We start from the raw sequence: 26,094 nt of genomic DNA, 5'->3' as shown, positions 1-26,094 counted from the left end.
ACGCCGCGGTGCGGCCGTCGTGGACGTGCTGCACCCGGTAGTCGACCGGGTCACCGGCCTCACCGCCGCGCAGGAACTGCAGGTGCATCGCGGTCGGCGCCTTGGCGCGGTCCACGGTCCGGGCCGCCGCGGCCAGGCTCTGCGCCGCCAGTTGGCCGCCGTAGGCCCGCTTGCCCGCCGGTCCGGAGGCGCGGCCCTGCCAGTCGCCCGGCCCGGTCTCGGTGACGTCGAGCAGGTCGCCCAGCGTGCTCACGCGACCGTGCCCGACCCGTACAGGTCGTCGATCTGGCCGCGTTCGATGGCCAGCCAGTCGGCCAGGACCGTGGCGGTGTCGTCGCCCAGCGCCGGGGCGGGGACCGCCGGCGGGTACGCGCCGTCGATAGACACCGGCAGACCCGCGGCGAGATGGCGGCCCACCCGCGGCTGGTCGAGCTCGGTGAAGAGTGGGTTCTCGGTCACCCGCGGGTCGACGGCGGTCTCCCCGAAGCTTTGGTAGCGCTCCCACAGCACCGACGTCGCCGACAGCGCGGCGGCGATCTCGGCACCGGTGTGCGTGCTGAACCACTCGGCGAACAACGCGCTCAACGCTTCCCGGTGCCGGTACCGCTGACCTTCGTCGGAGAAGTCCGCACCCAGCGAATCTGCAAGCGCGGCAACGGCTTCAGAGGTGCCTGTCAAGTTCGTCAGGTCGCGGAAGTGGCGGCCGGTCAGCGCGACGACCATGTAGGAGATGCCGTCGCTGCTGGTGAAGTTCTGCCCGTAGGTGCCGTAGACGGCGTTGCCGATACGTTGCCGCGAGGTGCCGTTGACCATCGCCTCGGTCAGCAGGCTGAGGTTGCCCGCGGTGGCCAGTGCGACGTTCTCCAACGGGATGCTGATCTGCTGGCCGGCTCCGGTGGCGTCGCGGTGGCGCAGTGCGGTGACCACCGACAGAGCCGCATAGAGGCCGCATGAGACGTCCCATGCGGGCAGCACGTGGTTGACCGGTGTGGTCAGTTCGGCGGGGCCGGTCACCATCGGAAAACCGATGGCGGCGTTGACCGTGTAGTCGACGCCGGTACCGCCGTCGTGGCGACCGGACACCTCGACGTGGATCAGGTCGGACCGCACCCGGCTCAGCGTTTCGTACGAATGCCACTGCCGACCGGCGACATTGGTGATGAACACCCCGCTCTCGGCGATCAGCCGGGTGACCAGTTCCTGTCCGCCGTCAGACCGCATGTCGACCGCCAGCGAGCGCTTGCCCTTGTTGAGCCCGGCCCAGTAGATGCTGTCGCCGGACTCGGTGAGCGGCCAGCGTCGGTAATCCGCGGCGCCGCCCACCGGATCGACGCGCACCACCTCGGCGCCCAGTTGAGCCAATGTCATGCCCGCCAACGGGACTGCGACGAAGCTGGAGATCTCCACGACGCGCACGCCGGCCAGCGGCCGGGCCGGATCAGGCGCTGGTTCGGTCATCCGCTCAAGCTAGCAAGCGCCGCGTCACACCAGTTCGATCGCCTCCGCGATGGACGGCAGCACCCGGCTGGGGCGGAACGGGTAACGCTCGACGTCCTCGATCGTGGTCGAGCCGGTGAGCACCAGGATGGTCTCCAGCCCCGCCTCGATGCCGGCCACCACGTCGGTGTCCATCCGGTCGCCCACCATCACGGTGGATTCCGAGTGGGCTTCGATCCGGTTGAGCGCGCTGCGGAACATCATCGGGTTGGGCTTGCCCACGAAGTACGGCTCGCGTCCGGTGGCCCTGGTGATCATCGCCGCCACCGATCCGGTGGCCGGCAGCGGGCCTTCAGCCGACGGACCGGTGACATCGGGGTTGGTGGCGATGAACCGGGCACCGCCCAGGATCAGGCGCACGGCCTTGGTGATCGCCTCGAACGAGTACGTGCGGGTCTCGCCGAGCACGACGAAGTCCGGCGCGATGTCGGTCAGGGTGTAGCCGGCCTCGTGTAGGGCTGTGGTCAGGCCTGCCTCGCCGATCACGTACGCGGAACCGCCGGGCAACTGGTCGGCCAGGAACGCCGCGGTGGCCATCGCGGAGGTCCAGATCGCGCCCTCCGGGACGGCCAGCCCGGAGCGGACCAGCCGGGCGGCCAGATCCCGCGGGGTGAAGATCGAATTGTTGGTGAGCACCAGGAACGGCCGTTCCCGGTCGATCAGACGCTGCAGGAACTCCGCGGCGCCGGGTAGCGCGTATTCCTCGCGGACGAGCACGCCGTCCATGTCGGTCAGCCAGCACTGTGGTGTGGAGCGCACGCCCTCCAGTGTGTCAGCCGCGGCAAGCCGCCCCGCTTCTCAGCGGGTCCGCACCGGCAGCCGCGCCCATCCGCGGACGCTGGACGTGCGCGCCCGGACGGCGCCGTCGTAGTCGACGTCCCAGTCCTGCCACCGCTTGAGGACCTCCTCGAACGCCACCCGGGCCTCAAGCCGCGCCAACGCCGAGCCGAGGCAGAAGTGCAGCCCCTGCCCGAAGCTCAGGTGCCCGCCCTTGCGGTGAATGTCGAAGCGGTCCGGGTCGACGAACCGCGTGTCGTCGCGGTTGGCCGACCCGTTGAGCAGCAGTATGTAGGACCCCTCGGTCACCGTGTGCCCGTACAGTTCGACGTCGCGCGCCACGTAGCGGGCCTGCACCGGCGACGGCGGTTCGAACCGCAGTGTCTCCTCGACCGCCGGCGGGATCAGCGTCGGATCGGCCACCAGTTGCCTGCGCTGGTCGGGATGCGCGCCGAGCAGCTCCCCCATGAACCCGATCAGGCGGGCGGTGGTCTCCCCGCCCGCCCCGGCGATCATCGCGGTGTAGGCGAGCACCTCGGTGCGTTCGAGCCGGCGCCGGGAGCCGTCCGGCTCCTCGACCTCGGCGTTGAGCAACTCGGTCATCAGGTCGTCGGACGGATGCGTCGACCGCCACTCGATGTACTCGGCGAACAGCGCGAGCGACTCGGCGAACACCGTGGCGCTGACATCGGCGACGTCGTCACCGAGTTTGATGTTGTCGTCCGTGCGCTGACGGATCTGCTCCTGGCCCTCCTCCGGTATGCCGAGCAGGTAGCCGATCGTACGCATCGGCATGATCGCCCCGAGGTCGGTGACGAAGTCGAATGCGTCGCCATCGAGGAGCGGATCCAGTGCGCGAGAGCAGAATCCGCGCACGAGGTCCTCCACCGCCAGCATTCGGCGGGGCGTGAAGACCCGCGACAGCAGTCGGCGGTGCAGGTCGTGCAACGGCGGATCCTCGAACAGCAGGATGCCCGGCGGCACCTCGATGCCGTTGAACAGGATGTCGGCGGTGGTTCCCCTGCCGGACCGGTAGGTCTCCCAGTCCGGAAGCGCCTTGACCACATCGTCGTATCGGCTCAGCGCGTAGAAGTTGTACTTGTCGTTGCGATACAGCGGGGCTTCCTCGCGCATCCGCCGCCACACCGGATACGGATCGTCGTCGATGGTGTGGTCGAACGGGTCGTAGTACACCTTGACTGTGTGATCTGTCGCCATGGTGTGCACCCCTACCTCGGCTGATTCTCGATGTGCGGGAACAACTGCTCGGTCGGGCCCTCGGTCACGTACCCGCCGAGCTTGGTCGCCAGGTGCGGCGCGAACACCGCCGCGTACATGACGTGGCCCACGACCACCACCGCGGCGACCGACAACAGTGCCGAGCCGACCTTGCTCGAAGAACGTCTGTCCGACCACACCTCGATGACGTTGCGGCCCTGGTCGTCGGTGCGGCCGAGCAGGTAGGTCAACACCATCATCTGTAAGCCCATCGCGACGGCGTCGTAGACCGGGTACTGATATCTGGTGCCCTGGAACAGCGCGAGCCCGTCGATCACGTAGCCGTAGTAGAAGACCCCGAAGCGGGGACCGAAGAACCCGTTGAACACCAGCGCCCAGAAGAAGCCCACCAGAAAGCCGACCACCAGCAGCGTCTGCGGCCTGCGCCACTCGAAGCGGGCCACCACCCTGCGCCCCAGTGCCGCACCGATGACCGCGGGCAGCACGAAGTAGGCGATGTAGCCGATGGGGACGGCCGAGGGAAGTCCCCCGCCCCAGGTCATGTTCAGCGGCCACCAGGACGGCATCCGCGGCAGCTCCGGCGGGAACTGGGCGTAGACGGCCCAGTCGTACGGGGCTTCGATCCACGAGAACGAGATCGCCGAGATCGACACCAGCAGAAGCGGATGCAAGCGACCGCGCCGGATACTCAGGTAGACACCGAAGGCCAGAAACGCGATACCGCCGATGTAAGCGAAGGCCTGGCCGACCACCAGCGCGGTGGGCATTCCGGAGTCCATCAGCGGTCCCGCCTTGCGCTCACTGCCGCGCCTCCGGGTCGAGGTAGATCACCAGTCCGAAGATCAGCACGGCCAGCCCGAGCAGCGTGCCGACCATGATGAGAGCACCCACGCCTGTCCCCTTTCGCATCAGCATTAATAGCGGACACTATTACAAAGTGTGCGGTCAAGACCCGACTATGGTGAAGTCCAGTGCCCCAGCGAAGTTCGTCCCGAGGATCAACCCCGCCCGCCCGCCGCCCCCGCGGCGAGGCGCGTCGACTGCTGCTCGACGCAGCCCGGGACCTGTTCGCACGCAAGGACTATCGCGCCACCACCACCCGCGAGATCGCCGAAGCCGCCGGGGTCAGCGAGTATCTGCTGTTCCGCCATTTCGGCTCGAAGGCGGGTCTGTTCCGGGAAGCCCTCGTGCTTCCGTTCACCACCTTCCTCGACGAGTTCCGCACGACGTGGCAGGCCGTGGCGCCGGAGGAGACCGACGAGGAGGAATTGTCCCGGCAGTTCGTCGGTCCGCTCTACGACGTCCTGATCGAACATCAGGGACTGCTGCTCACCCTGGTCGCCGCCGACGGTCTGAGCGACGAAGACCTCGAGGCCGCAGGCATCGCCGACATCCGGCGTGCGCTCACGGTGCTCGGTGAGATCAGCGCTGAGGGAATGCAGTTGCGCGGCAAGAGATCACGGCAGCCGAATCTGCCGGCGCACTCGACCGTGGCGATGATCGTCGGCATGGTCGCACTGCGTTCGACCTTCTTCGGCAGCACGCCACCGCCGCGCGAAGCGATCGTCGACGAGCTCGTCCAGGCGATCCTGCACGGCTTCCTGCACCGCCCCGACTGAATACCTATCCCCCTGGGCCATTGGGCCACTTGAGCAGCGAGCCCGCGTCGACCCGGATCTGCTGGCCGGTGATGTAGCGGCTGTCGTCGCTGGCCAGGAACACCCCGAGGTGGGCCATGTCCTCGGGCTCGATGTACGGGATCGGCATCGCCTGGAACAGGCTGAACAGCGGTTCGGCGTCCTCGCGGGTCGGGGTCTTGCCCTCCATTTTCAGGTCCGGCCGGAACACCCCGTACATGCCCTCGTTCTGCAGCAGATGGGTGTTGCAATTGGTCGGATGGATCGCGTTGACCCGGATCATCCTCGGCGCCAGGTGCAGGCTCATCTCCTCGACGTACTCGATCACCACGCGCTTGCTCCAGCCGTATCCCGCGCCACCGGGGCCCATGTCAGGACTCGTGGTGGTCCCGCGGATCATGCCCGCGGTCGACCCCGTGACGATGATCGAGGCCCCGTCAGGAAGATGCGGAATCGCCACGGCGACCGTGTTCATCACCCCGAGCAGGTCCACGTCGCTGGCGTCGACGAACCCCATGGGATCGGGGTTACCCATCGCCATCGGCAGGATTCCCGCATTCGCGACGACGATGTCGATCTTGCCGAGATCGGCGACGCCCGCCTCGACCGCCTCCCGCAGTTCGTGGCGCTCGCGCACATCGGCCACGCGTGCCACCACGCGCCGTCCCGTCTCTTTGACCGAGCGTTCGGTCTCGGCGAGATCCTCCGGCGTCGCCAACGGGTACGGGTTGGACGGGATGTCGCGACAGATGTCGACGGCGATGATGTCGGCGCCTTCCCTGGCCATCGCGATCGCGTGCGCGCGACCCTGGCCGCGTGCCGCGCCCGTGATGAAAGCGACCTTGCCTTCGAGCTTTCCGGTCATGTGTGACTCCCTCTCACCCGGCGGGGGTGAACGTGATGTTCAGCTCGGCCAGGCCGCGCATGATGAAGGTGGGTTCGTAGGTGAACCGGCGCGCGCCGGCCGGGCCGTGGTGCTCCTCGGAGATCGCGATGCCGGTCATCCGGTCGAGGATCCGCTCCAGCGAGATACGCCCCTCGGCGCGGGCCAGCGGCGCACCCGGGCACGAATGTGCTCCGCGGATGAAGGCGATCTGCTCGCGGACATTGCTCCGGTCGGCCCGGAACTCGTCGGGATTCTCGAACTTCCGCCCGTCCCGGTTACACGCACCGGGCAGCACCATGACGGTCGAGCCCGCCGGCACCTCGACGTCGCCGATCTTCGTCGTCGTCCGGGCCATCCGGAAGTGGGACTTGACCGGGCTCTCCAACCGCAGCGTCTCCTCCAGGAAGGCCGGGATCTTGCTGCGGTCCCGGCGCAGCATCTCCTCGGAACCCGGGTTGTCGGCGATGAAGCGGACCGCGGAGCTCACCAGCTTCGTCGTCGTCTCGGTGCCTGCCGCGAACAGGAACGTCGACAGGTTCATCACGTCGTCGATGTCGGGGGTCGAGCCGTCCTCGTGCTTGGCCAACGCCAGCTCGGTCAGCACGTCCTCCCGCGGCGCCCGCCTGCGGTCCTCGATGTAGGCGTGGAACTTATCGTTGAGCCACTGCAGCGGATTGTGCGTGGTGGGCGCCTCCTTCCCGAGCTCACCGACGGTCTCCAGCGCGAACGCGGCCTTGAACTCCTCGTGGTCCTCGGCAGGCACCCCGAGCAGATCGGCGATCACCAACAGCGAGAACGGCTTGGCGTAGTCGCCGAGGAACTCGGCACTTCCGCGCTCGATGAAGGTGTCGAGCTGTCGATCGGCCAGCCGCCACATGAAGTCCTCGTTCTCCTTGAGGCGCTTCGGGGTGATCAGTCGGCTGAGCAGGCCGCGGGTCCGGGTGTGCAGCGGCGGGTCCTGGGAGGTGATGTGCTCCGACATCGGGACCGCCCCGCGGTGTTGTTCGATCAGGTCGGACACGTCGTCGCTCTCCCCCGGCCCGAACGGCATACCCGAGAACGGGCCCGCCACCGAGTTGCACGAGGAGAACGCGGGGTTCTTGTACACCGACAGCGCTTCCTCGTAGCCGGTGACCGCCAGCACTCCGAACGGAGTCGCCTGTGACACAGGGCATTTGGCGCGCAGGTGATCGAAGTACGGATACGGATCGGGGACCAGGGACTCGTCGGTGAAATAGTCGACGGTCTCGAAATCCACGGATCGGCCGGTCTCTGTCACGGTGTCAGCTCCTCTGGGCATCGAACAGGACCGGCAGCGACGTCGGCGACCGGAACACCTGTCCGCGGATGTGCGGATCGTCCCCATCGGGGTCGAGCCGCAGGTTCGGCAGGCGGTCGAGCAGAAGGTTGACCGCGGTACGCATCTCCAGCCGGGCCAGGTGCATGCCCAAGCAGACGTGCACACCGTGGCCCCACCCCAGATTCGCCTTCGGCTGGCGGAAGATGTCGAATCGGTCCGGGTTCGGGTACCGCTCCTCCTGGCGGTTCGCCGCACCCAGCATCGGCATGACGGTCGCCCCCGCCGGGATCGGCACCCCGCCGAGCACGGTGTCGCAGGTGGCCACCCGGGTGATGGTCAGTAGCGGCGACTCCCAGCGCACCGCCTCTTCGATGGCCTGGGGCAGCAGCGACCGGTCTGCCTTGACCGCCTCCAACTGCGGGGGATCCGACAGCAACGCGAACAGCATGCTGCCCAGCGAGCGGTAGGTCGTCTCGACGCCGGCGGGCAGCAGCAGCCGCAGGAACGAGTAGATCTCCTCGTCTTCGAGTTTGTTGCCGTCGATTTCGGCGGCGGCGAGCGCGCTGATCAGATCCTCTTTCGGCTCGGCTCGGCGAGCCTGAAGAATCGGCGCGAAGTAGTCACGCAACGCGGCGGAGGCGGCCAGTCCGCGTTCGGGGTTCATCAACCAGCTCAGCAGCGAGATCGACCACCGCTGGAACTGCGGGTAGTCCTGCTCTGGCAGCCCGAGCAGACCCGCGATGATCTGGCTCGGATAGTCGAAGGTGAACTCCTTGACCAGATCCGCCCTGCCGTTCGGGGCGAAGTTGTCGATCAGGCTGTTGGCGACGCGTCCGACGAGTTCATCCTCCCAGCGGGCCAGCGCCTTCTGCGTGAACGCCTTCTGCACCAGCGCCCGCAACCGGCCGTGCACCGGTTCGTCCATCCCCAGCATCACGCGCTCACCGAGCACCGGACCGAACGCCGCGATGACGCCCGACGACGAGAAGGTCTCGTTGTCGCGCAGCATCTGCTGAATCTCCTCGTGCCGGTACACGATGAACATCGGCAGCGACTCCTCGTGCGGCAGCGCTCCGGAGGTCTCCAGACGTTGGACAGGCTGCTCCCGGCGCAACCGTGCCAGCTCCGTGTACGGATCGCGGACGTCGCCCGAGATGGCGTCGTCGAAGGAACCGAAGTCTTCGAGGTCGTCGAAAAGTTGTTCCACTTCGCTCCTTCAGAGGTTCTGAGCTGGATAGGCCACCGATTTCACCTCGGTGTACTGGCTGAATCCGACAATGCCGTTCTGGCGACCGACGCCGCTGTCCTTGTAGCCCCCGAACGGGGTGTCGGCGCCGTAGCCGGCGGTGCCGTTGAGCCCGATGAAGCCCGCCCGCAGCCGCCGTGCGACGGCCAGCGAGCGGTCCAGCGAGCCGGACATGACGTTGCCGGCAAGGCCGTAGGCACTGTCGTTGGCGATGCGCACCGCATCGTCCTCGTCCTCGTAGGGGATGACGGCCAGGACAGGTCCGAAGATCTCCTCCTGCGCGATGGTCATCTGGTTGTCGACGTCGGTGAAAAGCGTTGGGCTGACCCAGAACCCCTTGTCGAACTCTTTCGGGGGCTCGGTGCTGCCGACGAGCAGCGTCGCCCCCTCCTCGACGCCCTTGCGGATGTAGCCCAGGATGCGGGACTGCTGCTTGGCAGAGATCACCGGACCACACAGCGTGCCCGGGTCCTGCGGATCGCCGGCGGCGATGCTCTGGTAGATGCCCTGCAGAATCGCGACGCCCTCGTCGTATCGGGACCGGGGCAACAGCATCCGGGTGGGCGCCGCGCAGCCCTGTCCGGCGTGCAGCAGCGGTCCGATACCGATCAGGCATGCGGTGGTGAAGTCGGCGTCCTCCAGCACGATGGTCGCCGACTTGCCGCCGAGTTCGAGGAACAGCCGCTTCATCGTCGCGGCGCCCTTCTCCATGATTCGCTTTCCGACCCCGGTGGAGCCGGTGAAGGAGATCATGTCCACCTTCGGCGAGATGGTCAGTTCCTCACCGACCAGATGGTCGGACGCGGTCACCACGTTGACCACCCCGGCAGGGATGTCGGTGTTCTGGGCGATGAGACGGCCGAGTCGGGTCGCGTTGAACGGGGTGTCCGGCGCGGGCTTGAGCACGACGGTGTTGCCCGCCGCCAGCGCCTGCCCCAGCTTGTTGGTGCTGACCTCGAACGGGAAGTTCCACGGCACGATCGCGCCGACCACGCCGACCGGTTCATGCCACACCTTCCGGGTGGTGTTCACCCCGGTCACCGATACCACCGTGTCGCCGAGGTCTGTCTCCCAGGGGAAGTCGTCGATCATCCGCGCCGGATACCGGAGCCCGTCGGCCAGCGGGGCGTCCAGCTGTGGACCGTGCGTCACCGCCCGGGGTGCACCCACCTCCCGGATCAGCTCCTCGCGCAACTCTTCCCGCTCGGCTTCGAGCGCGTCGTGAAGTTGTGCCAGGCAGCGCTTACGCAGTCCACGGTTGGTGGACCAGTCGGTGTCGTCGAACGCGCGGCGCGCGGCGTCGATGGCGCGGCGCATGTCGGCCGCCGACGCGTCGGCGACCTCGCCGAGCACGTCCTCGTTGGCGGGGTTGATGTTGCAGAACGTGCCCGCTTGGCCGTCGACGAGCTTGCCGTCGATCAGCATCCGTGATTCGTACGTCGCGGTCCCGGCCTCAGCCATTCGATCCACTTTCCTGATGGGCGGTCTGCCGTGCCGCCTGACGGCGCATGACAGCTTCGGCAAGGCGTTGCATCACCGGCTGGGGAAGCACCCTGGCGGCGGACACCATCGCCCGCTGAGCGAGCGTCAACGGCACCGCCCCTCCCCGCATCGCGCCCTGCTTCGGTATGCCCAGAACCAGGCGGGACATGTGGTGCATGCCCGCGGCCGGCAGAATCCTGTTCAACACCAATAACATCGACGCTTCAACCCCGACCCCGCGGCGACGGAACGGAGCCTGGTCCGCCAACGCCCGCAGCAGGCCGTCGGCGAACTTCTCCGGCGGACGGGCGAAGCTCATCGCGTAGCGCCCGCGGGTGTTCATGGTGTCGTGCACGCGGGAATAGGGACCGTCGAGTATCCGATCGTCGATGGTGCCCGCATCGGTGATGATGTCGGTGTCGTAGGTACCGGTCACCAGCACGGTCACCCCGAGCCCGAACGGCGCGATCTCACCGGCCATCGACTCGCCCCAGCGCTCCAGCGCACCCTTGGCCGCGGAGTACGCCGCGATACCCGGCTGTCCGCGCACTCCCCCCGCGCTGGAGATCAGCACGATCCGGCCTTCCCCCGCCGCACGCATCGACGGCAACAACGCCCTGGTCAGCGCGACCGGGCCCATGACGTGGGTGGCCAGCATGTCCTGCCACAGCGAGACCTCGGCCTCCTCGACCATTCCGGCCGCGGAGATACCCGCGTTGTGCACCAACGCATACGGTGCACCTACGGCCTCCTGGATCTCCTTGGCCGCAGCGGCGACGGACGCCTGATCCATCAGGTCGAGGGTGACGCCGATCAGCCGGTCATCGGACGGCGATGCACCCGTCGCCGCGCGCAACAGTGGCATTCCGCGGTCCGGTGTGCGCATCGCCGCGACCACCCGCCATCCCTCGTTGTAGAGGCGCACCGCCGAGGCGAAGCCCAGGCCGCGGGAGGCGCCGGTGATCAGGACGGTGCGCGGCTCAGCCATCGGCGTTCTCGGGTGCGCAACTGCCCTCACCGGGCGGGGGCGCCTCGACATCGGGGCGACCGTTCGGAAGTCCGCTCTGCCAGGTGGCCCACTTACCCACCGAGAACGGACCTTCGGCACCCTCCTTCTCGAAATAGCCCTGCGGGTCATACACTTTCGCCTCGGGATATGGCCACGGGCAGGCTACTGCGGTGGCCAGCCCGCTCGCCTTGATCGCGGCGAACCAGGAGCCGTAGGCGAAGTACGCGATGTTGATGATGAAGAACATCACCAGGAAGGTGCCCAGCACCGGCTTTTTCGGGAACAGTTTCGCCCTGGCCGCAAGCTTCTCGGCGACCGCCTTGCCGGTGTCGTCGCGATAGCACAGCACAGCGGCGGGAACCATCACGAAGGTCACCGCCAGTGACTCCCAGATCAGCGGGAACTGGAACGTGGTGCCGGGGAACAGGGTTCCGAACGGGATGGCCTGCGAGTAGATGTAAAGACCCGTGCGCACCAGGCTCACTTCGAGGATCGCGTCGAAGATGAAGCCGATGACCAACGTGATCGACCCGAGGCTGATCAGCGGATGTCGCGACACGAACGTGGTCGGGCCGTGCTTGGCCTGCAGCTTGCGCAGCAGCCAGATGGCCGGGAAGAACGGCGCGAAGTAGAAGGCCACATAGCCGAAGACGATGAACGGTTCGACTGTCGGGGACAACATGATCAGCGGCCAGTTCTCCGGCCAGTGGATGAGTGCGGGGTTGTAGACGGCGAACGGCGCCCAATTCATGATCGGGTCCTGCCAGACGATCAGCGTCGTGCACAGGAACATCAGCATGATCGGGCTGCCCGGATCGCGCCGCCAGCCCCGCACGAAGATCGCCACGAGGACGACCAGCAGGATCACGCAACCGATCTGGTGCACCCAGAGCCAGCCGTCCCAGCCGAACAGGAACTCGACCGGGCGCGGCCTGCCCTCGACGTTCGGATTCGCGACCCGGGGGTGGACCTCGGTGCGCGCGAACGCGACGAACAGGCTGAAGAACGCCAGCAGTGCGAACGCGGCGATCCACCGCCCCCAGTTCAGGTTCCTGCGCTTGGCATTTCGGTCTTCGGCCGTGGTCTGCGCGACGGGGGTTGCGGGTTTCTGGGTGGTCACGGAGCTTCCTCTCCGAACCGGTCGACCAGGTGCGAGTTGACGCCGTCGGCATCGAGGGTCCGGGCGACCAGGTAGCCGGTGCCCATCCACGCGCGCCGCGTCCATTTGCCGAACGACACCCGCGTGCCCGGCGCGCCGGACGCGGCCGGCATCATCTTGACCCTTTCCAGTGCCTCCTTGACGCCTCGAGGACTCAGCGGATGCGCGTCGGTGAACGCCCGCACCAGCGTGGCGGCGACGTCGTGATTGACCACCGACACGCAGTACTCGGGCCGGCTGCCGTCGTAGCGTTCGGCGTACCGGTCGAGCCAGGCCTGTCCGATCTTGTTTCCCTCGTCGTACTGATCGACCCCGACCCAGCCGAGGAACGCGTTCCACATGATCGGATTGACCCAGGCGTTCTGGAACGCGGTGGTGGTGAAGCGCGGTGGATCCCAGTCGACGGCTGCCAGCGCCGGGTTGATGAACACGATCCCGAAGCCGAACCCGAGGTGCACGATCGCCTCCGCCTTGGCGTCGTGCAGAGTACGTACCGCTTCGTTGATGTCCTGCGCGGTCTGCGCGATCGACGCCTCGGCGACGATACGAATACCCCTGCGGGAGGCGGCGCTTCGGAGGTTCTTCAGATAACTCTCGCCGATCAGGTTCTGCTCGACCAATACGCCGATCTCGGCGATGCCACGCTTGGCGACCAGGTCGATCAGGAAGATCGGCTCGTCGGTCATCGAGCCCTGGGGAAAGGCGAAGGTCCATTCCCCGAGCCAGTCATCGGTGCCGGTGACGCTGATCGCCGGCACCTTGAAGCGCTCCTCGATCGCCTCGCGCAGCGGCACGCAGTTGTCGGTGATGTTGGGTCCGAACACCGCCAGGCAACCCTCGTCGACGAGCTCACCGTAGGCGTCGATGACTGCTTTCACCGATCCTTTCGGCAGCCCCTCGACCTCGCGGTAGATCATCTGGACCGGTCGATCCATCAGCCGCCGCTCGACCGCCTCCTCGAAGACCAGATCGAAGGTCCGGGTGAACGAGGCCCGCAGCTCTTCCGGGAACCCCGGCGGCAGCGTGAAGTCCATCAGGTAGCCGACCTTGATGGGTTCTGCGGTGCTCTCGTAGGACATCTGACCTCCGGGTCGGCGCCGCTCGCTGCGCCACAGGGGCACGAAACCTAATATTTGTTCTGACAGTAACGACGGTCACACACAGCGTCAATCGTTCGATGCCGGTTGGCCGAGATAGAGGTCGATCAACTCGTGCAGACCGCGGCTGACGGCGACGTCGTCGGTCAGCGGGCCCGCGATCGCGGCCCGGGCCGCGTCGGCCACCGGCAGACCTTCGGCGATCAGCCGGCCCGCGGCGATCAGCACCCGCGTCGACGCGACCTCGCGCAGTCCCCCGGCCTCCAGTCGCCGGATCGCCTGGCCGAACCGCACCAGCTCCGCAGCCGTGCGCTGGTCGACGCCGGCTTCGTGGGTCACGATGCCCTCTTCCACCTCCGGTGCGGGGAAACCGAACTCGATGGCCACCATGCGCTGTCTGGTCGAGTCCTTGAGGTCTTTGAGCACACTCTGGTAGCCGGGGTTGTAGGACACCACCAGGCCGAAACCCGGTGCGGCGTCGAGCGTGACGCCGAGCCGTTCGATCGGCAGTTGACGCCGGTGGTCGGCCAGCGGATGCAGCACCACCGTGGTGTCCTGCCGGGCCTCGACCACCTCGTCGAGGTAGCAGATCGCACCGTCGCGCACCGCGCGGGTCAGCGGACCGTCGGTCCACACCGTCTCGTCGCCCTTGAGCAGGAACCGGCCGACGAGATCGGCGGTGGTCAGGTCGTCGTGACAGGCGACGGTGATCAGCGGCCGGCCGAGATCGTGTGCCATCGCCTCGACGAACCGCGTCTTCCCGCAGCCGGTCGGGCCCTTCAGCACGATCGACAGGCCCTGGCGGTAGGCGGCTTTGAACACCGTCTCCTCGTTGCCCACGGGCGTGTAGTACGGGCGCGTACGCGCACCCGTGCCGTTGGTGCGGGTAGCACCGGACTCGACGGTCATCGACTCACCTTCCCTTTCGGAGCGTCACGCCCCCCGCCGCCGGACTTCGGCGGAGCGAACAGCCGACCGGAAGATCGGCCCGACGATGCCTGCGAGCTGATCGGGGCCCGGGATCGTGGCGTGTGCCGCCCCGCCGAACACTCGGCGCAGCACGCCGACGTCGGTGTCCGCCCCGACGGTCAGACACACACAGCCGGTACCGCGGTGCCGCGCCTCGACCAGGGCGCGGCGGGCGTCGGAAGCGCCGTAGGGCCGCTCGTAGCCGTGGTCGTAGGCCAGACCGTCGGACAGCACGACCAACAGGCGCCGCGACGTTCCGCCGCAATCCTCCAGGACCGCCGAACCGTGCCGGACGGCCGCGCCGAGCCGCGAGTACGCGCCGGGTTCCAGGCTGTTCAGGCGTCTGATCACCTGGGCATCGAGGTGGTCGTCGAACCGTTTGACCGGCACCATGCTCACCGCCGCGCGCCCCTGCGAGTAGTAGGCGTACAGCGACACCCGGTCACCGAGATCGTGCAGCGCCACCATCAGATGTGCGGCCACCGTGCGCTGCTGCTGATGCACCGTGCGCCCGACGCCACCCGGTTCCGCGGTGGACCCCGAGATGTCCAGCAACAGCAGCACCGAGAGGTCGCGGCGTGCGCGCAGGCTGTCGAGGTAGACGGCCTCGTCGGGCACCGCGCCGGCCCGCACCTCGACCCGCGCCTCGATCGCGGCATCGATGTCGATGTCGCTGCCCTGAGACTGTCGGTGACGGTGATGCAGGCCGAGACCGAGGCGCGCCAGTGGGCGCCGGACACTGGTGGCGGCCTCGATCTGCTGTGTGGCATGCGCTTTGACAACCGGCTCGACCTCCCGGACGGTGCACCAGTCGAGCCGGTAGCTTCCCCGCTCGGCGTTCCACTCGGGATATTTGACGCCGTCGGTCTTGATGTCGGCGACCTCTTCCGCGGATGTCACCGCCTGCGACGACACCGCGTGTGCACCGCGCGTCGTCGACATCGTGCGGTGGGTGGGCGTGTCGGCACCGGGCGGGCCCGACCCGTCGCCACCGGTCTTGCGCGCCGAGGACAACAGCTTCTTCAACCATTTTCCGACCGCCCCACCCCCGCCCACCGGGCTGGAGAACAGATCGGGATCGTCGGTGTCGTCCCAGTTGTCCGGGTCGTCCTCGTCGAACTCCTCGAGCGCGCCGGAGCTCTGCCGGCGCGGGACATGGCCTGCCCCTCGCTGTTCGGCCACTCTGGCCGCGGCCGCGCTCGCGGCGAGGATCTTCCTGGGCTCGATCGTGCCGAAGCTCGGAGGCGCATCGGGGGGCCCCTCGCGTCTGCGCGCAAGCGTCAGCGACGTCGCGGCGCAGTCGCTGAGGCCTCCGATGCCCGGATCGGCCGACGCGGCGAGAACATCCGGCAGCAGTGCGCGATTGGCCGACAGCGCCCGGTGTCCCTCGATCGCGAGATAGCGTTCGGCCAGGCGCCGATGCCGCACGAGCGCCCCGACCACGTCGGGATCGAGGCTGCCTGCCGCGATCATCGACGCCTGGACGGCGACCATCTGGTAGCGGGCGTGCGGGGGCGCCGACGCATCGACGTAGACGGTCTCGCCGTCGGTCCACGCGGGTCTCCCCGGGCCTGCCGCGTCCACCGCCACCGGCCGGCCGGCCAGCGCGGACGCCAGCATGCCCAAACCGGAAAAGCGTTCACCGCCAGCGCCGTTGGGCATCCACCCCTCCTCCGGCATCACCGCCCGATGCCTTGACCAAATATCTGTTCCACCGTAGGGTTCGCCGCAAGCGGAGTCAATGGAGGGCTATGGCGATCGATTTCACCGGCCAGGTCGCCGTGGTCACGGGTGCGGGACGCGGACTGGGCCGCCTCTACGCCGTCGACCTGGCCCGCCGAGGCGCCGCGGTCGTGATCAACGACCTCGGCGGCACCATGCACGGCGACGGGAGTGACACCGCGGTGGCCGACAGCGTGGTCGCCGAGATCCAGGCTGACGGTGGCCGCGCGGTCGCGTCCTACGACTCGGTGGACAGCGCCGCAGGCGGTCAGGCGATCGTCGACACGGCGGTGGGGACCTTCGGCCGCCTCGACGTGGTGATCAGCAACGCGGGGATCTTCAACAGCATCCCGTTCGAACAGCTCGATGCCGGGAACTGGCGCCGCATGCTGGCGGTGCACCTCGACGGCGGCTTCTACCTGAGCCGGCCCGCCTACGCGGTGATGACGGCGCAGAAGTACGGCCGGTTCGTCTTCGTCTCGTCCTCGGCAGGCAACTTCGGACAACCGATGGAGGCGCACTACGCCGCGGCGAAGACCGGACTGGTCGGGCTGTCCAACGTCATCGCGATCGAGGGCGCCGCCCACGGCATCCTGTCCAACACCGTTCTGCCCACCGGGTTTTCGCGGATGGTCACCGAGACGGTGGGCGACGAGAAGTTCCTCGCCGAGTCCGGCTTCATGCGCGCCATCCGGCCCGAGCTGGTCGTGCCGCTGGTGACGTTCCTGGCAGGCCGAAGCTGCACGGTCACCCATCACAACTTCTCGGCATGCGCGGGACGGTATGCCCGTGCGTTCATGGGACTCACCGACGGCTGGCTGGCCGATACCGGCACTGTCCCCACCGCCGAGGACGTCGAAGGACACCTCACCGAGGTGTGCGCCACCGACCGGTTCATCGTGCCGGACTCGATCGTCGACGAGGTGCTGCAGGTGTGCGACCGGCGGGGCATCAGCGCGATGCCCGACGGCGCCGCGGTGGCGTTCCCGCAGCCCGCCGGCCGGTAGCATCGGGCTTCCGGGCTTTGCCGGCACTGACGACCGAGGAGCGGATGCGATGGCCGGCGACGCGACAGGGCAGAGTCCCAGACGCTCTCGCCGCGCGGGCGGCGCCAAGCTCACCCCCGTCACCGCCGCCGCCGACGCACCGGCGACCGACCTGACCCGGCGCGCCGAGATCCTCAAGACCGCCAACACCGTCATCGCCGCGACCGGTCTGCGCAGCTCCGTTCAGCAGATCGCCGATGCGGCAGGCATTCTCGCGGGCAGCCTCTATCACCACTTCGAATCCAAGGAAGCGATTCTCGTCGAGCTGATCCGGCTTTATCACGCCGATCTGGACCGCATCGGCGACGACGCGCTGCGACGCCTCGACGGCCCTGACCCCGGCCCCGTGGCCGACCAGATCATCGCGCTCGGCCGGGCGATCGCCGGGTGCGCGGTCGAGCATCGCGCGGCATTGCAGATGTCCTTCTACGAGAGCCCCAGCAGCGACCCGGAACTCCTCGAGCTGACCTCCCGCCCGCCGACGAAAATTCAGGCCGCGATGCTGCAGGCGCTGCGCGCGGGTCGCTGGAGCGGCGACATCCGCCCCGACGTGGACCTCCCGACGCTGGCCGACCGGCTCTGCCAGAGCATGCTGCACGTCGGGCTGGACGTGATCCGGCACAAGGCCAGGACCGATGAGCTGGCCACCCTCAAGTGCCGGATAGCCCTGGAAGGTCTGGCCAGCGAAGCGCCCGCGGACGCGGACCTGGACCGCTCGGACGCCTTCGCCGCCGCCGAGTCCGTCATCCGGAGCTGGGTCGACGACGAGGACCAGACCGATCTGAAGGCCGCACACCTGCGTGCGGTCGCCCGGGCGGAGTTCGGGCGTCGCGGCTACGAGATGACGACGATCCGCGACATCGCCTCGGCCGCCGGGCTGGGCACCGGCACCGTGTACCGGATCATCGGCTCCAAGGACGAGCTGCTGATGTCGATCATGCTGGACTTCGGCCGCAAGGTCGGCGGCGCGTGGTCGGAGATCGTGCACACGGACTCCACGACGCTGGAGAAGCTCGACGCGCTGAGCTGGCTGAACATCAACGCCCTGGACCAGTTCCCCGATGAGTTCCGCATCCAACTGGCCTGGATGCGTCAGTCACCGCCGGACTCGACGAACCCGACGTGGTCGTTCACCACCCGGATACGCCAGATGAAAGCGTTGCTGTCCGACGGGATCAGGGCCGGCGAGATCCAGGTCCACAGCCCCACCGCCGACATGCTGGCCCGCTGCATCATCGGGGAACAGTGGATCCCCGAGAACATCCTGCAGGAGATCGGCACCCGCAACGCGCTGATCCTGGCCCGCGACACCGTGCTGCGCGGGGTCGCCGTCCGCTGAGCAGTCTCGGTCGAGCGCTACTCGGGGAGCCGCAGCTCGGGCTTCTCCACCTCTTCGATGTTGACGTCCTTGAACGTGATCACCCGGACCTGCTTGACGAAGCGCGCCGGCCGGTACATGTCCCACACCCAAGCGTCGCCCAGCCGCAGTTCGAAGTACACCTCGCCGTCGGCGTTGCGCGGCACCATCTCCACGCTGTTGGCCAGATAGAACCGCCGCTCGGTCTCCACGACATAGCTGAACTGGCCCACGATGTCCTTGTACTCGCGGTAGAGCGAGAGCTCCATCTCGGTTTCGTACTTCTCGAGATCTTCGGCACTCATCGGCTCAGCTGTCCTTCGGGTAGATCGCCGTTCATGGGCATGTCCACGAGCATTTTCCCGCACACCACTTCTGCATGCTCCTCGGGTTCCCCGTCGATGACCAGTCGCCGCACATTGATGAACGAATACCGGTGTTGACGGGACGGACCGAGTCGCGCCAGCGCCGCGCTGTGCGCCCGCGTGCTGTAGCCCTTGTGCTCGGCGAAACCGTAGCCGGGATGCTCATCCTCCATGGCCACCATCAGCCGGTCGCGGCTGACCTTGGCCAGCACACTGGCCGCGGCGATACACGCCGCGGCCGCGTCGCCGCCGACGACCGGCAGGGACGGCATCGGCAGGCCGGGCACCCGGAATCCGTCCGAGAGCACGTAACCGGGCCGCACCGCCAGTCCGGCGACCGCGCGCCGCATCCCCTCGATGTTGGCCACGTGCACCCCACGGCGGTCGACCTCCTCGGACGGGATGAACACCACGTGGTAGGCCAGCGCGTACCGCCGGATCAGCGGGAACAGGCGTTCCCGCTCGGCTTCGTTGAGCTTCTTGGAATCGTCGAGGGCGGCCAGGCTCTCCAGCCGGTTGGGGCCCAGCACGCAGGCCGCCACCACCAGCGGCCCGGCACAGGCCCCGCGTCCGACCTCGTCGACGCCGGCGACCGGTCCCAGCCCGGCCCGGTACAGCGCCGATTCCAGGGTGCGCAGACCGGACGATCTGCGGATGACCGTCCGCGGAGGCCAAGCAGCAGGCAAAAGTCCGTGCCCTCCCGTTACGTCTGGGGGTTCACCGAGTTGACGCCGCCCCACCGTCCCGGCGGCCAGGCGATGAACCGGGCCTTACCGATCACATTCTCCTCCGGGATGGTCCCGGCGTCCGGATCGCCGGTGCACAACAGTCCACGCTGCGCGTCGCCGGGCACGTTGGAGCAGTGCGTGCGGGAGTCGGCCGAGTGGGTGCGGTTGTCGCCCATCACCCAGAGCCGGCCCTCGGGCACGGTCACCGGACCGAACTCGTTGCCCAGGCACGGGTAGACGGCGGGATCGGCCATCATCGTGTTGGGGTCCAGATACGGCTCGTTGAGCGGTTTGCCGTCGACCGTCAGCCCGGTGTCGACCCGGCACTGCACGGTCTGCCCGCCGACGGCGATGATCCGCTTCACCAGATCGTTCTGGTCCGGCGGCACGAAACCCACCACCGACAGCGCGTTCTGCACCCAGCGGAGGGCGGCGTTGTCGGACCGGATCGACTTGTAGCCGATGCTCCAGTTGGGCGGACCCTTGAAGACGACCACATCGCCGGGCTGAGGCGTCGAGAAGCGGTAGCTCAGCTTGTCGACCATGATCCGGTCGCCCACGCAGCCGTTGCACCCGTGCAGGGTCGGCTCCATCGACTCCGACGGAATCAGGTACGGACGTGCGATGAACGTCAGCATCACGTAGTACAGCACCAGCGCGATGCTGATGAGGATCGCAGCCTCCCGGACGGCGCCGCGCTTCTTCTTGCCCGGCTGCTCGCCGTCCTGCGTGGCAACGTCTTCCGCGGGAGCGGGCTCCGGCGGCTCCAGGGTGCGTTCGGTGGACGAATCGTCGGGATCGGAAGATCCCGCGGGCCCCGAGGGGTCAGAAGCGGATGTCACGGGATCAGCGTAGCCACCGCGGCGTCACCGCCTGCGCGGTGAGCAGGCTCAGCGCTTTTCCTTGATCTTGGCCTTCTTGCCACGCAGCTCGCGCAGGTAGTACAGCTTCGCCCGGCGCACATCACCGCGGGTGAGCACGTCGATGTGGTCAATGTTGGGCGAGTGCACGGGGAAGGTGCGCTCGACGCCGACGCCGTAGCTCTCCTTGCGGACCGTGAACGTCTCGCGAACCCCGCCACCCTGACGGCGGAGAACGACACCCTTGAAGACCTGGATGCGTTCCTTGGAGCCCTCGATGACCTTCACGTGGACGTTGACGGTGTCGCCGGGGCCAAAGGCCGGGACATCGTCACGCAACGACGCCTGGTCGACGAAATCCAGCGTGTTCATCGGTGACACTTCCTTGCTGTTCGCGGCTCCGTGCCGGCGTCGTGGTGACGCGCACGCAACCATGGTGTTTCGGACGTCTTGGGCGGGTCGTGCGGCGTGGTCGTACCCGCCGTGCACAGACAACTGCCCAATTGTGCCAGACGCGGCCCCGATCCCCGAAATCCGGTGGCCACCGCCCTATGGGCCGGGGTTCGAGGCAGGCGCAGCGAGTACAGACGGTCTACCCTTTCTATACCGGGCAGCCGCGCCACGCTGTCCGCATTCCGGGACAGCGTCGGCCCACAGATTCTGGAGGAAGCACGATGCGACAGCCGTCACGGCTGTTCAGGACCGCCGCACTGCTGACCGCCGCGGTATCCGCCCTGGTCGGATGCTCGGCAACGGGCAACGGAACGCCTGCGGTCTCGAGCGGCCCGCACCTGACCGTGGTGGCGCCGCTGGGCACCATGGCCCCGCTCCCCGAGGCGCCTCCCGACGAACCCCCCGCCGCCTTCTCCGGGTTGACCGACCGCGCGGTGCTGGCCACCGCGGAGGCCGCCGACGCCGGCGCCGAGATCACCACCGCGGTCCTGGACCGCAACACCGGTCAACTGATCACCAACGGAAACGACAGAAGCATCGCGATCGCGTCCGTGGTCAAGTTGTTCATCGCCGACGACCTGCTGCTCCAGGTCGCCGAGGGCAAGACCGACCTGTCCCCCGACGACCGCGATTCGCTGGACGTCATGCTTCGGTCCTCCGACGACAGCGCCGCCGAGGTGTTCTGGAATCGCAGCGGCAGAAGCGCGATCGTCGACCGCGTCGTCGAGCGCTACGGATTGTCGTCGACCAGACGGCCGGGCAACGGGCGCTGGTTCAACACCATCAGCACCGCCACCGACCTCGTCCGCTACTACGACATGCTGCTCTCCGGAGCGGGCGGCCTGCCGCGCGAACAGGTGGACATCATCATGTCGAATCTCGCCGCGTCGACCCCGACCGCGCCGGACGGGATGGTGCCCGGCGGCGTGTACCCGCAGCGGTTCGGCATCCCGGAGGGCCTGTTCGCCGAACGGGTCGCCGTGAAGCAGGGATGGATGTGCTGCGTCGGCGCGGACTGGATGCATCTGTCGACCGGGGTGATCGGCACCGCCGACCGCTACGTGATGGTGATCGGGTCGATGCAGGCCGCCGACGACGAGGTCGCCCGCCGGACCATCACCGACGCCGTCAAGACCATGTTCCCCGGAGGCCGGATCTAGGCCTAGGCCTGCGGCCCGTCGGTCTTGAGCACGTCGGTCTTGAGCAGTAGATCGGGGCGGCGCTCCCGCGTGCGCTGCAGTCCCTGTTCGCGGCGCCACTGCGCGATCCGCGCATGGTCGCCCGAGCGCAACACCTCGGGGACGTCGAGTCCACGCCAGCTCGCCGGGCGTGTGTAACTGGGCCCCTCCAGCAGGCCCCCGACGAGTTCGGAGTGCGAATCGTCCTGGTGCGAGGCCGGATTGCCGAGGACATCGGGCAGCAGCCGGACCACCGCCTCGATCATCACCACCGCCGCCGACTCGCCGCCGGGCAGCACGTAGTCGCCGATCGAGACCTCTTCCACCCGCATCCGCCTGGCCGCGTCGTCGATCACCCGCTGGTCGATTCCCTCGTAGCGGCCGCAGGCGAACACCAGGTGCCGTTCGCCCGACCAGCGCTGCGCAGTGGCCTGGTCGAACAGCCGCCCGGCCGGCGTCGGCACCACGAGAAGGGTTTCCTCAGAACAGATCTGGTCCAGCGCCGGGCCCCACACCGGCGCCTTCATCACCATTCCCGGTCCCCCGCCGTACGGCGAGTCGTCCACGGAACGGTGCACGTCGTGGGTCCAGTCGCGCAGATCGTGCACGGCCAGTTCGACGATCCCCGCATCGATGGCCCTGCCGGGCAACGACTGCCGCAGCGCGTCCAGGAACGCGGGGAAGATGGTGACGACATCAATCTTCACGGGCTCCGCATCCCTACAGATCGAGCAGACCCTCGGGCGGATCGATCTCGATCGCGTTGTCCGCCAACGACACCGACACCACGATCGCCGACACGAACGGCACCAGCACCTCGGCGCCCTCGGAATCGCGCACGGCCAGCAGTTCGCCCGCGGCAGTGTGCAACACCTCCGCCACCGCGCCCAGGGACCGGCCGTCGGTGGTGGTGACGGTCATGCCCTCGAGCTGGTGGTCGTAGAACTCGTCGGGGTCGTCGATCGGGGGCAGATCACCCGAGTCGACCAGAAACAGGGTGCCCCGCAACGCGTCGGCGGCATTGCGGTCCCCGACCCCCTGCAGGCGCACCAGCACGCGGTCCCCGTGGGGCCGCACCGATTCGATGACGTAGGCGCGTTCTGCGCCGCCGCCCCGCGAAGGGCGGCCGCGCAGCACTGCACCCGCCACGAAACGACCCTCGGGGTCGTCGGTGCGGACATCGACGGAAAGTTCGCCGGTGACGCCGTGCGCCTTGACCACGCGCCCGACAACAAGGTCCATCTGGCGCGACGCTACTGGTCGGTGTCCACCACGTCGACGCGGATCCCGCGACCGCCGATGCCCGCCACCAGGGTGCGCAGTGCGGTCGCGGTGCGACCACCGCGCCCGATGACCTTGCCCAGGTCGTCGGGGTGCACGTGCACCTCCACGGTGCGGCCGCGGCGATTGGTCACCATGTCCACGCGGACGTCGTCAGGATTGTCGACGATTCCGCGGACCAGGTGCTCCACGGCGTCGACGACGACCGAACTCATTCGGCAGCGGGGGCGTCGGACTCGGCGGCCTTGTCCTCGGCCGGAGCCTCGGCGGGCGCCTCAGCCTCGGCGGACTCGTCCTTCTTGGCGGCGGCCTTCTTCTTCTTCGGCGTGGTCGCGGCGGTGGACGGGCCACCCTCGGCCTCGGCGAGTGCGGCGTTGAAGAGATCCAGCTTGGAAGGCTTGGGCTCCTTGACCTTCAGCGTGCCCTCGGCGCCGGGCAGACCCTTGAACTTCTGCCAGTCACCGGTGATCTTCAGCAGCTGCAGCACAGGCTCGGTGGGCTGGGCACCGACGCCCAGCCAGTACTGTGCGCGCTCGGAGTCGATCTCGATGACGCTCGGATCTTCCTTCGGGTGGTACCGGCCGATGACCTCGATGGCGCGACCGTCGCGGCGGTTGCGGGCATCGGCGACGGCGATGCGGTACTGGGGATTGCGGATCTTGCCGAAGCGGGCGAGCTTGATCTTGACAGCCATGGTTGAGCGTTCTCTCCTGTGATTGCCGCGTTTGCAATTCGAGCGATCTCCGGCGGGATGCCGGGACCCGGTTTTGCCTTACGCGTGTGACCGACGCAGAGCCGGAGTCCTGCGGCAGACAGCCGCCCATTGTGCCAGAACACGCGGGTGCTGCGGAAATCGCGCTCAGATGCCCAGGACCGCCTTGGCGATCAGGAAGTAGATCAGCAGTCCTGTCGCGTCGACGAACGTCGAGATGAACGGGTTCGAGAACACCGCGGGATCGACCCGGATCGAGCGGGCGATCAACGGCATCGCACCCCCGACGGCCGCGGCCATCGTGCACAGGCTGACCAGCGTCAACCCGATCACCGCACCGATGGAGGTGTTGTAGATCAGGCTGGTCACCACGAACGCCAGACCGCCGAGCAGCAGTCCCAGCGACAACCCGACCCGCAGCTCACGGAACAGCACCTTGCCCAGGTCGCGGGGCCTGACATCGCCGAGGGCCAGGGCCCGGGTCACCGTGGTGGCGGCCTGGTTCCCGGTGTTCCCGCCGGTGCCGATCAGCAGCGGCACGAACAGTGCGAGCGTGACCATCTGGGCCAGTGTGGCCTCGAACACCTCGAGTACCTGCACCGTCAGCGTCGCGCCGACCGCGAGCACCAGCAGCCAGACCACGCGGGACCGGACCAGGCTGATCACCGGAGCGGTGAGGTAGGGCCGGCGCAGCGGCTCGGTGCCGCTGATGCGGGCCTGGTCCTCGGATTCGGCGGTCTCCAGGATCTGCAGCGCGTCGTCGACGGTGAGGATGCCGACCAGGCGCGTCTCGCTGTCGACCACCGGTAGCGCCAGCATCCTCAGGTCGGCGCAGCGCCGTGCGGCGGTCTCGGCGGCTTCGGTGGCGCGCGCCCAGTGCGGGGCGCTCATCACCTCGGCCACCGTCGTCCCGGGGGCGGCGGCGAGCAACCGGCGCAGGCTGACCACGCCGATGAGGATCCGGTGCTCGTCGACCACCGGCAGCGTGTAGACCGTCTCCGCGTCCTCCAGCCTCGCCGTCACCCGGGTCAGCGCCTCGGCCGTCGTCATCGTCGGACGCACCGACACGAACTCCGGGCTCATCCGGCGGCCGATCGACCGCTGCGGATAGCCGAGCATCGCGGCGGTCAGTTCCCGTTCGCCGGACGGCAACCCGTGCAGCAGGCGCGCCGCCACGGTCGCCGGCAGCTCGTCGAGCAGTTCCACCCGGTCGTCGGGATCCAGGTCGGCGAACAGTGCGGCCACCGCGTCGTCCTGGAGACCGCCGAGCAGGTCGCGCTGCAGGCTCGCGTCGAGCATCTCGAAAACCTCGAGAGCCCGGTCCTTGGGCAGCACCCGGTACAGCACCGCCTGTTCCTGCCGGTCCAGCCGTTCCAGCACGTCGACGACCTGGATCGTCGACAACCCGCGCAGCGAGGCGGTCAGCGCCGGCAGGTCGAGATCGTCCAGCGCCCGCAGAATCTGCTTGAGCTGGTCTTCCGAGGGTCGCGCAGTCATGTCGGTCATCTCGTGGATACCTGTACACCATCGGGGTGAATGACCGGTCACCGAACGCCGTCGGTTTACTGCGGCGAGCGTTGCTGTCACGCTGCACGGATGACGGACACCGCGGCGGCGTTGACGGAGATCGAGGCCCTCAAGCAGCTGAAGGCGCGCTACTGCAGATATCTGGACACCAAGGACTGGGACGGATGGCGGTCGCTGTTCGCCGACGACCTGCACAGTGACACCACCCAGGCCGGCGGCAAGGTGATCACCGGGGCCGACGAGTTCGTCGCGTTCACCCGTAAGAGCCTCGGCGACCGCGCCACCGTGCACCAGGTGCACGCCCCGGAGATCGAGCTGACCTCCCCCACCACCGCGCGCGCGGTGTGGGCGCTCGAAGACGTGGTCCGGCTGGGCCCCGGGATCAACCTGCGCGGCTACGGCCATTACCGGGAGACCTACCAGAAGGTCGACGAGAGCTGGCTGATCACCTCGTCGACCCTGACCCGCCTGCGCGAGGACATCTTCAACGTCGCGGTCTCGGTGTACGTGTCCGACCGGATGAAGCGCGCCGCGGGCCGGATCGGGCGCCTGCTCACGCGCTGAGCG

At 68.1% G+C, this 26,094-nt stretch carries 28 protein-coding genes; 5 read left to right on the top strand and 23 right to left on the bottom strand.

The genetic code is table 11. The features are described 5' to 3' along the window. The 5 genes from MVA01S_RS09765 to MVA01S_RS09745 all read right to left on the bottom strand — a co-directional run. Nucleotides 1-253 (bottom strand): acyl-CoA thioesterase domain-containing protein (locus tag MVA01S_RS09765; RefSeq protein WP_174538885.1); only part of this gene is annotated, 253 nt, incomplete at its 3' end. Then, nucleotides 250-1,458 (bottom strand): CoA transferase, encoded by a 1,209-nt coding sequence (locus tag MVA01S_RS09760; protein ID WP_003928603.1) that lies wholly within the window; start codon nt 1,456-1,458, stop codon nt 250-252. The genes MVA01S_RS09760 and MVA01S_RS09765, both read right to left, overlap by 4 nt. A 24-nt stretch (nt 1,459-1,482) precedes the next feature. Further along, complete coding sequence (locus tag MVA01S_RS09755; protein WP_003928604.1) at nt 1,483-2,256, bottom strand: HAD-IIA family hydrolase; 774 nt, start codon at nt 2,254-2,256, stop codon at nt 1,483-1,485. A 39-nt stretch (nt 2,257-2,295) separates the two neighbouring features. Next, entirely contained in the window at nt 2,296-3,492 is a 1,197-nt protein-coding gene (locus MVA01S_RS09750; RefSeq protein WP_003928605.1) for a cytochrome P450, read from the bottom strand. Nucleotides 3,493-3,503: 11 nt separating this feature from the next. After that, on the bottom strand, nt 3,504-4,292 hold the full coding sequence (locus MVA01S_RS09745) for a spirocyclase AveC family protein (protein ID WP_040540023.1): 789 nt from the start codon (nt 4,290-4,292) through the stop codon (nt 3,504-3,506). Between the two features lie 192 nt (nt 4,293-4,484). On the opposite strand from MVA01S_RS09745, the gene MVA01S_RS09740 reads away from it, so the two are divergent. Then, complete coding sequence (locus MVA01S_RS09740; protein WP_003928608.1) at nt 4,485-5,132, top strand: TetR/AcrR family transcriptional regulator; 648 nt, start codon at nt 4,485-4,487, stop codon at nt 5,130-5,132. A 4-nt stretch (nt 5,133-5,136) separates the two neighbouring features. On the opposite strand, the gene MVA01S_RS09735 is transcribed toward MVA01S_RS09740, so the two are convergent. From MVA01S_RS09735 to MVA01S_RS09695, 9 genes are all read right to left on the bottom strand, one after another. Next, nucleotides 5,137-6,015 carry a mycofactocin-coupled SDR family oxidoreductase gene (locus tag MVA01S_RS09735; RefSeq protein ID WP_003928609.1) on the bottom strand — a complete coding sequence of 293 codons (879 nt, stop codon included), beginning with the start codon at nt 6,013-6,015 and terminating at the stop codon, nt 5,137-5,139. Nucleotides 6,016-6,028: 13 nt separating this feature from the next. Continuing rightward, nucleotides 6,029-7,336: a cytochrome P450 gene (locus MVA01S_RS09730; RefSeq protein WP_051015200.1), complete on the bottom strand. Its 1,308-nt coding sequence runs from the start codon at nt 7,334-7,336 to the stop codon at nt 6,029-6,031. Further along, nucleotides 7,320-8,543, bottom strand: coding sequence for a cytochrome P450 (locus MVA01S_RS09725; RefSeq protein ID WP_060941584.1), 1,224 nt, complete (start codon nt 8,541-8,543; stop codon nt 7,320-7,322). Before MVA01S_RS09725 ends, MVA01S_RS09730 begins: the two co-directional genes overlap by 17 nt. A gap of 9 nt (nt 8,544-8,552) precedes the next feature. Further along, nucleotides 8,553-10,043: an aldehyde dehydrogenase family protein gene (locus tag MVA01S_RS09720; RefSeq protein WP_003928613.1), complete on the bottom strand. Its 1,491-nt coding sequence runs from the start codon at nt 10,041-10,043 to the stop codon at nt 8,553-8,555. Next, complete coding sequence (locus MVA01S_RS09715) at nt 10,036-11,052, bottom strand: SDR family oxidoreductase (protein ID WP_003928614.1); 1,017 nt, start codon at nt 11,050-11,052, stop codon at nt 10,036-10,038. The genes MVA01S_RS09720 and MVA01S_RS09715 overlap by 8 nt, the downstream gene beginning before the upstream one ends. Then, nucleotides 11,045-12,193 (bottom strand): spirocyclase AveC family protein, encoded by a 1,149-nt coding sequence (locus MVA01S_RS09710; RefSeq protein ID WP_003928615.1) that lies wholly within the window; start codon nt 12,191-12,193, stop codon nt 11,045-11,047. Before MVA01S_RS09710 ends, MVA01S_RS09715 begins: the two co-directional genes overlap by 8 nt. After that, a complete protein-coding gene (locus MVA01S_RS09705; RefSeq protein ID WP_003928616.1) occupies nt 12,190-13,311 on the bottom strand; it encodes an ABC transporter substrate-binding protein in 1,122 nt (373 codons plus the stop codon). The genes MVA01S_RS09710 and MVA01S_RS09705 overlap by 4 nt, the downstream gene beginning before the upstream one ends. An 87-nt stretch (nt 13,312-13,398) precedes the next feature. Further along, on the bottom strand, nt 13,399-14,238 hold the full coding sequence (locus MVA01S_RS09700; RefSeq protein ID WP_003928617.1) for a CbbQ/NirQ/NorQ/GpvN family protein: 840 nt from the start codon (nt 14,236-14,238) through the stop codon (nt 13,399-13,401). Nucleotides 14,239-14,262: 24 nt separating this feature from the next. Continuing rightward, a complete protein-coding gene (locus MVA01S_RS09695) occupies nt 14,263-15,960 on the bottom strand; it encodes a nitric oxide reductase activation protein NorD (protein WP_003928618.1) in 1,698 nt (565 codons plus the stop codon). An 89-nt stretch (nt 15,961-16,049) separates the two neighbouring features. Here MVA01S_RS09695 and MVA01S_RS09690 point away from each other — a divergent pair, with 89 nt between their 5' ends. Both MVA01S_RS09690 and MVA01S_RS09685 read left to right on the top strand, forming a co-directional pair. After that, on the top strand, nt 16,050-17,027 hold the full coding sequence (locus MVA01S_RS09690; RefSeq protein ID WP_003928619.1) for an SDR family NAD(P)-dependent oxidoreductase: 978 nt from the start codon (nt 16,050-16,052) through the stop codon (nt 17,025-17,027). 49 nt (nt 17,028-17,076) lie between these two features. Continuing rightward, nucleotides 17,077-18,405, top strand: coding sequence for a TetR/AcrR family transcriptional regulator (locus MVA01S_RS09685; protein WP_003928620.1), 1,329 nt, complete (start codon nt 17,077-17,079; stop codon nt 18,403-18,405). 17 nt (nt 18,406-18,422) lie between these two features. Here MVA01S_RS09685 and MVA01S_RS09680 read toward each other — a convergent pair whose 3' ends face one another. From MVA01S_RS09680 to rplS, 4 genes are read right to left on the bottom strand one after another with little or no spacing between them, the layout of a single operon-like run. After that, entirely contained in the window at nt 18,423-18,728 is a 306-nt protein-coding gene (locus MVA01S_RS09680) for a DUF2469 domain-containing protein (protein WP_003928621.1), read from the bottom strand. Continuing rightward, nucleotides 18,725-19,474, bottom strand: coding sequence for a ribonuclease HII (locus MVA01S_RS09675; RefSeq protein ID WP_003928622.1), 750 nt, complete (start codon nt 19,472-19,474; stop codon nt 18,725-18,727). The genes MVA01S_RS09680 and MVA01S_RS09675 overlap by 4 nt, the downstream gene beginning before the upstream one ends. Before the next feature lie 17 nt (nt 19,475-19,491). Continuing rightward, nucleotides 19,492-20,358: a signal peptidase I gene (lepB, locus tag MVA01S_RS09670; protein WP_003928623.1), complete on the bottom strand. Its 867-nt coding sequence runs from the start codon at nt 20,356-20,358 to the stop codon at nt 19,492-19,494. A gap of 48 nt (nt 20,359-20,406) precedes the next feature. Further along, nucleotides 20,407-20,748 (bottom strand): 50S ribosomal protein L19, encoded by a 342-nt coding sequence (gene rplS, locus MVA01S_RS09665; protein WP_003928624.1) that lies wholly within the window; start codon nt 20,746-20,748, stop codon nt 20,407-20,409. 302 nt (nt 20,749-21,050) lie between these two features. Between rplS and MVA01S_RS09660 the strand changes: the two genes are divergently transcribed. After that, a complete protein-coding gene (locus MVA01S_RS09660) occupies nt 21,051-21,989 on the top strand; it encodes an LppW family protein (RefSeq protein WP_003928625.1) in 939 nt (312 codons plus the stop codon). Between the two features lie 2 nt (nt 21,990-21,991). On the opposite strand, the gene trmD is transcribed toward MVA01S_RS09660, so the two are convergent. The 5 genes from trmD to mgtE all read right to left on the bottom strand — a co-directional run bounded on the left by trmD (nt 21,992) and on the right by mgtE (nt 25,506). Further along, nucleotides 21,992-22,714 (bottom strand): tRNA (guanosine(37)-N1)-methyltransferase TrmD, encoded by a 723-nt coding sequence (trmD, locus tag MVA01S_RS09655; RefSeq protein WP_003928626.1) that lies wholly within the window; start codon nt 22,712-22,714, stop codon nt 21,992-21,994. Between the two features lie 13 nt (nt 22,715-22,727). Next, nucleotides 22,728-23,249 (bottom strand): ribosome maturation factor RimM, encoded by a 522-nt coding sequence (gene rimM / locus MVA01S_RS09650; RefSeq protein WP_003928627.1) that lies wholly within the window; start codon nt 23,247-23,249, stop codon nt 22,728-22,730. An 11-nt stretch (nt 23,250-23,260) separates the two neighbouring features. Next, complete coding sequence (locus MVA01S_RS09645; protein WP_003928628.1) at nt 23,261-23,503, bottom strand: RNA-binding protein; 243 nt, start codon at nt 23,501-23,503, stop codon at nt 23,261-23,263. Beyond that, on the bottom strand, nt 23,500-23,982 hold the full coding sequence (gene rpsP / locus MVA01S_RS09640) for a 30S ribosomal protein S16 (RefSeq protein WP_003928629.1): 483 nt from the start codon (nt 23,980-23,982) through the stop codon (nt 23,500-23,502). The genes MVA01S_RS09645 and rpsP overlap by 4 nt, the downstream gene beginning before the upstream one ends. Nucleotides 23,983-24,147: 165 nt before the next feature. Then, nucleotides 24,148-25,506 (bottom strand): magnesium transporter, encoded by a 1,359-nt coding sequence (gene mgtE / locus MVA01S_RS09635; protein WP_003928630.1) that lies wholly within the window; start codon nt 25,504-25,506, stop codon nt 24,148-24,150. A 90-nt stretch (nt 25,507-25,596) separates the two neighbouring features. Here mgtE and MVA01S_RS09630 point away from each other — a divergent pair, with 90 nt between their 5' ends. Beyond that, nucleotides 25,597-26,091: a nuclear transport factor 2 family protein gene (locus MVA01S_RS09630; protein WP_003928631.1), complete on the top strand. Its 495-nt coding sequence runs from the start codon at nt 25,597-25,599 to the stop codon at nt 26,089-26,091. Nucleotides 26,092-26,094 lie beyond the last annotated feature (3 nt).

This window comes from Mycolicibacterium vaccae NBRC 14118 = CIP 105934, assembly GCF_001552715.1.
GTDB lineage: Bacteria > Actinomycetota > Actinomycetes > Mycobacteriales > Mycobacteriaceae > Mycobacterium > Mycobacterium vaccae.
The sequence above is the reverse complement of the archived record's forward strand: the minus strand, read 5'-3'. Positions and strand labels throughout refer to the sequence as shown.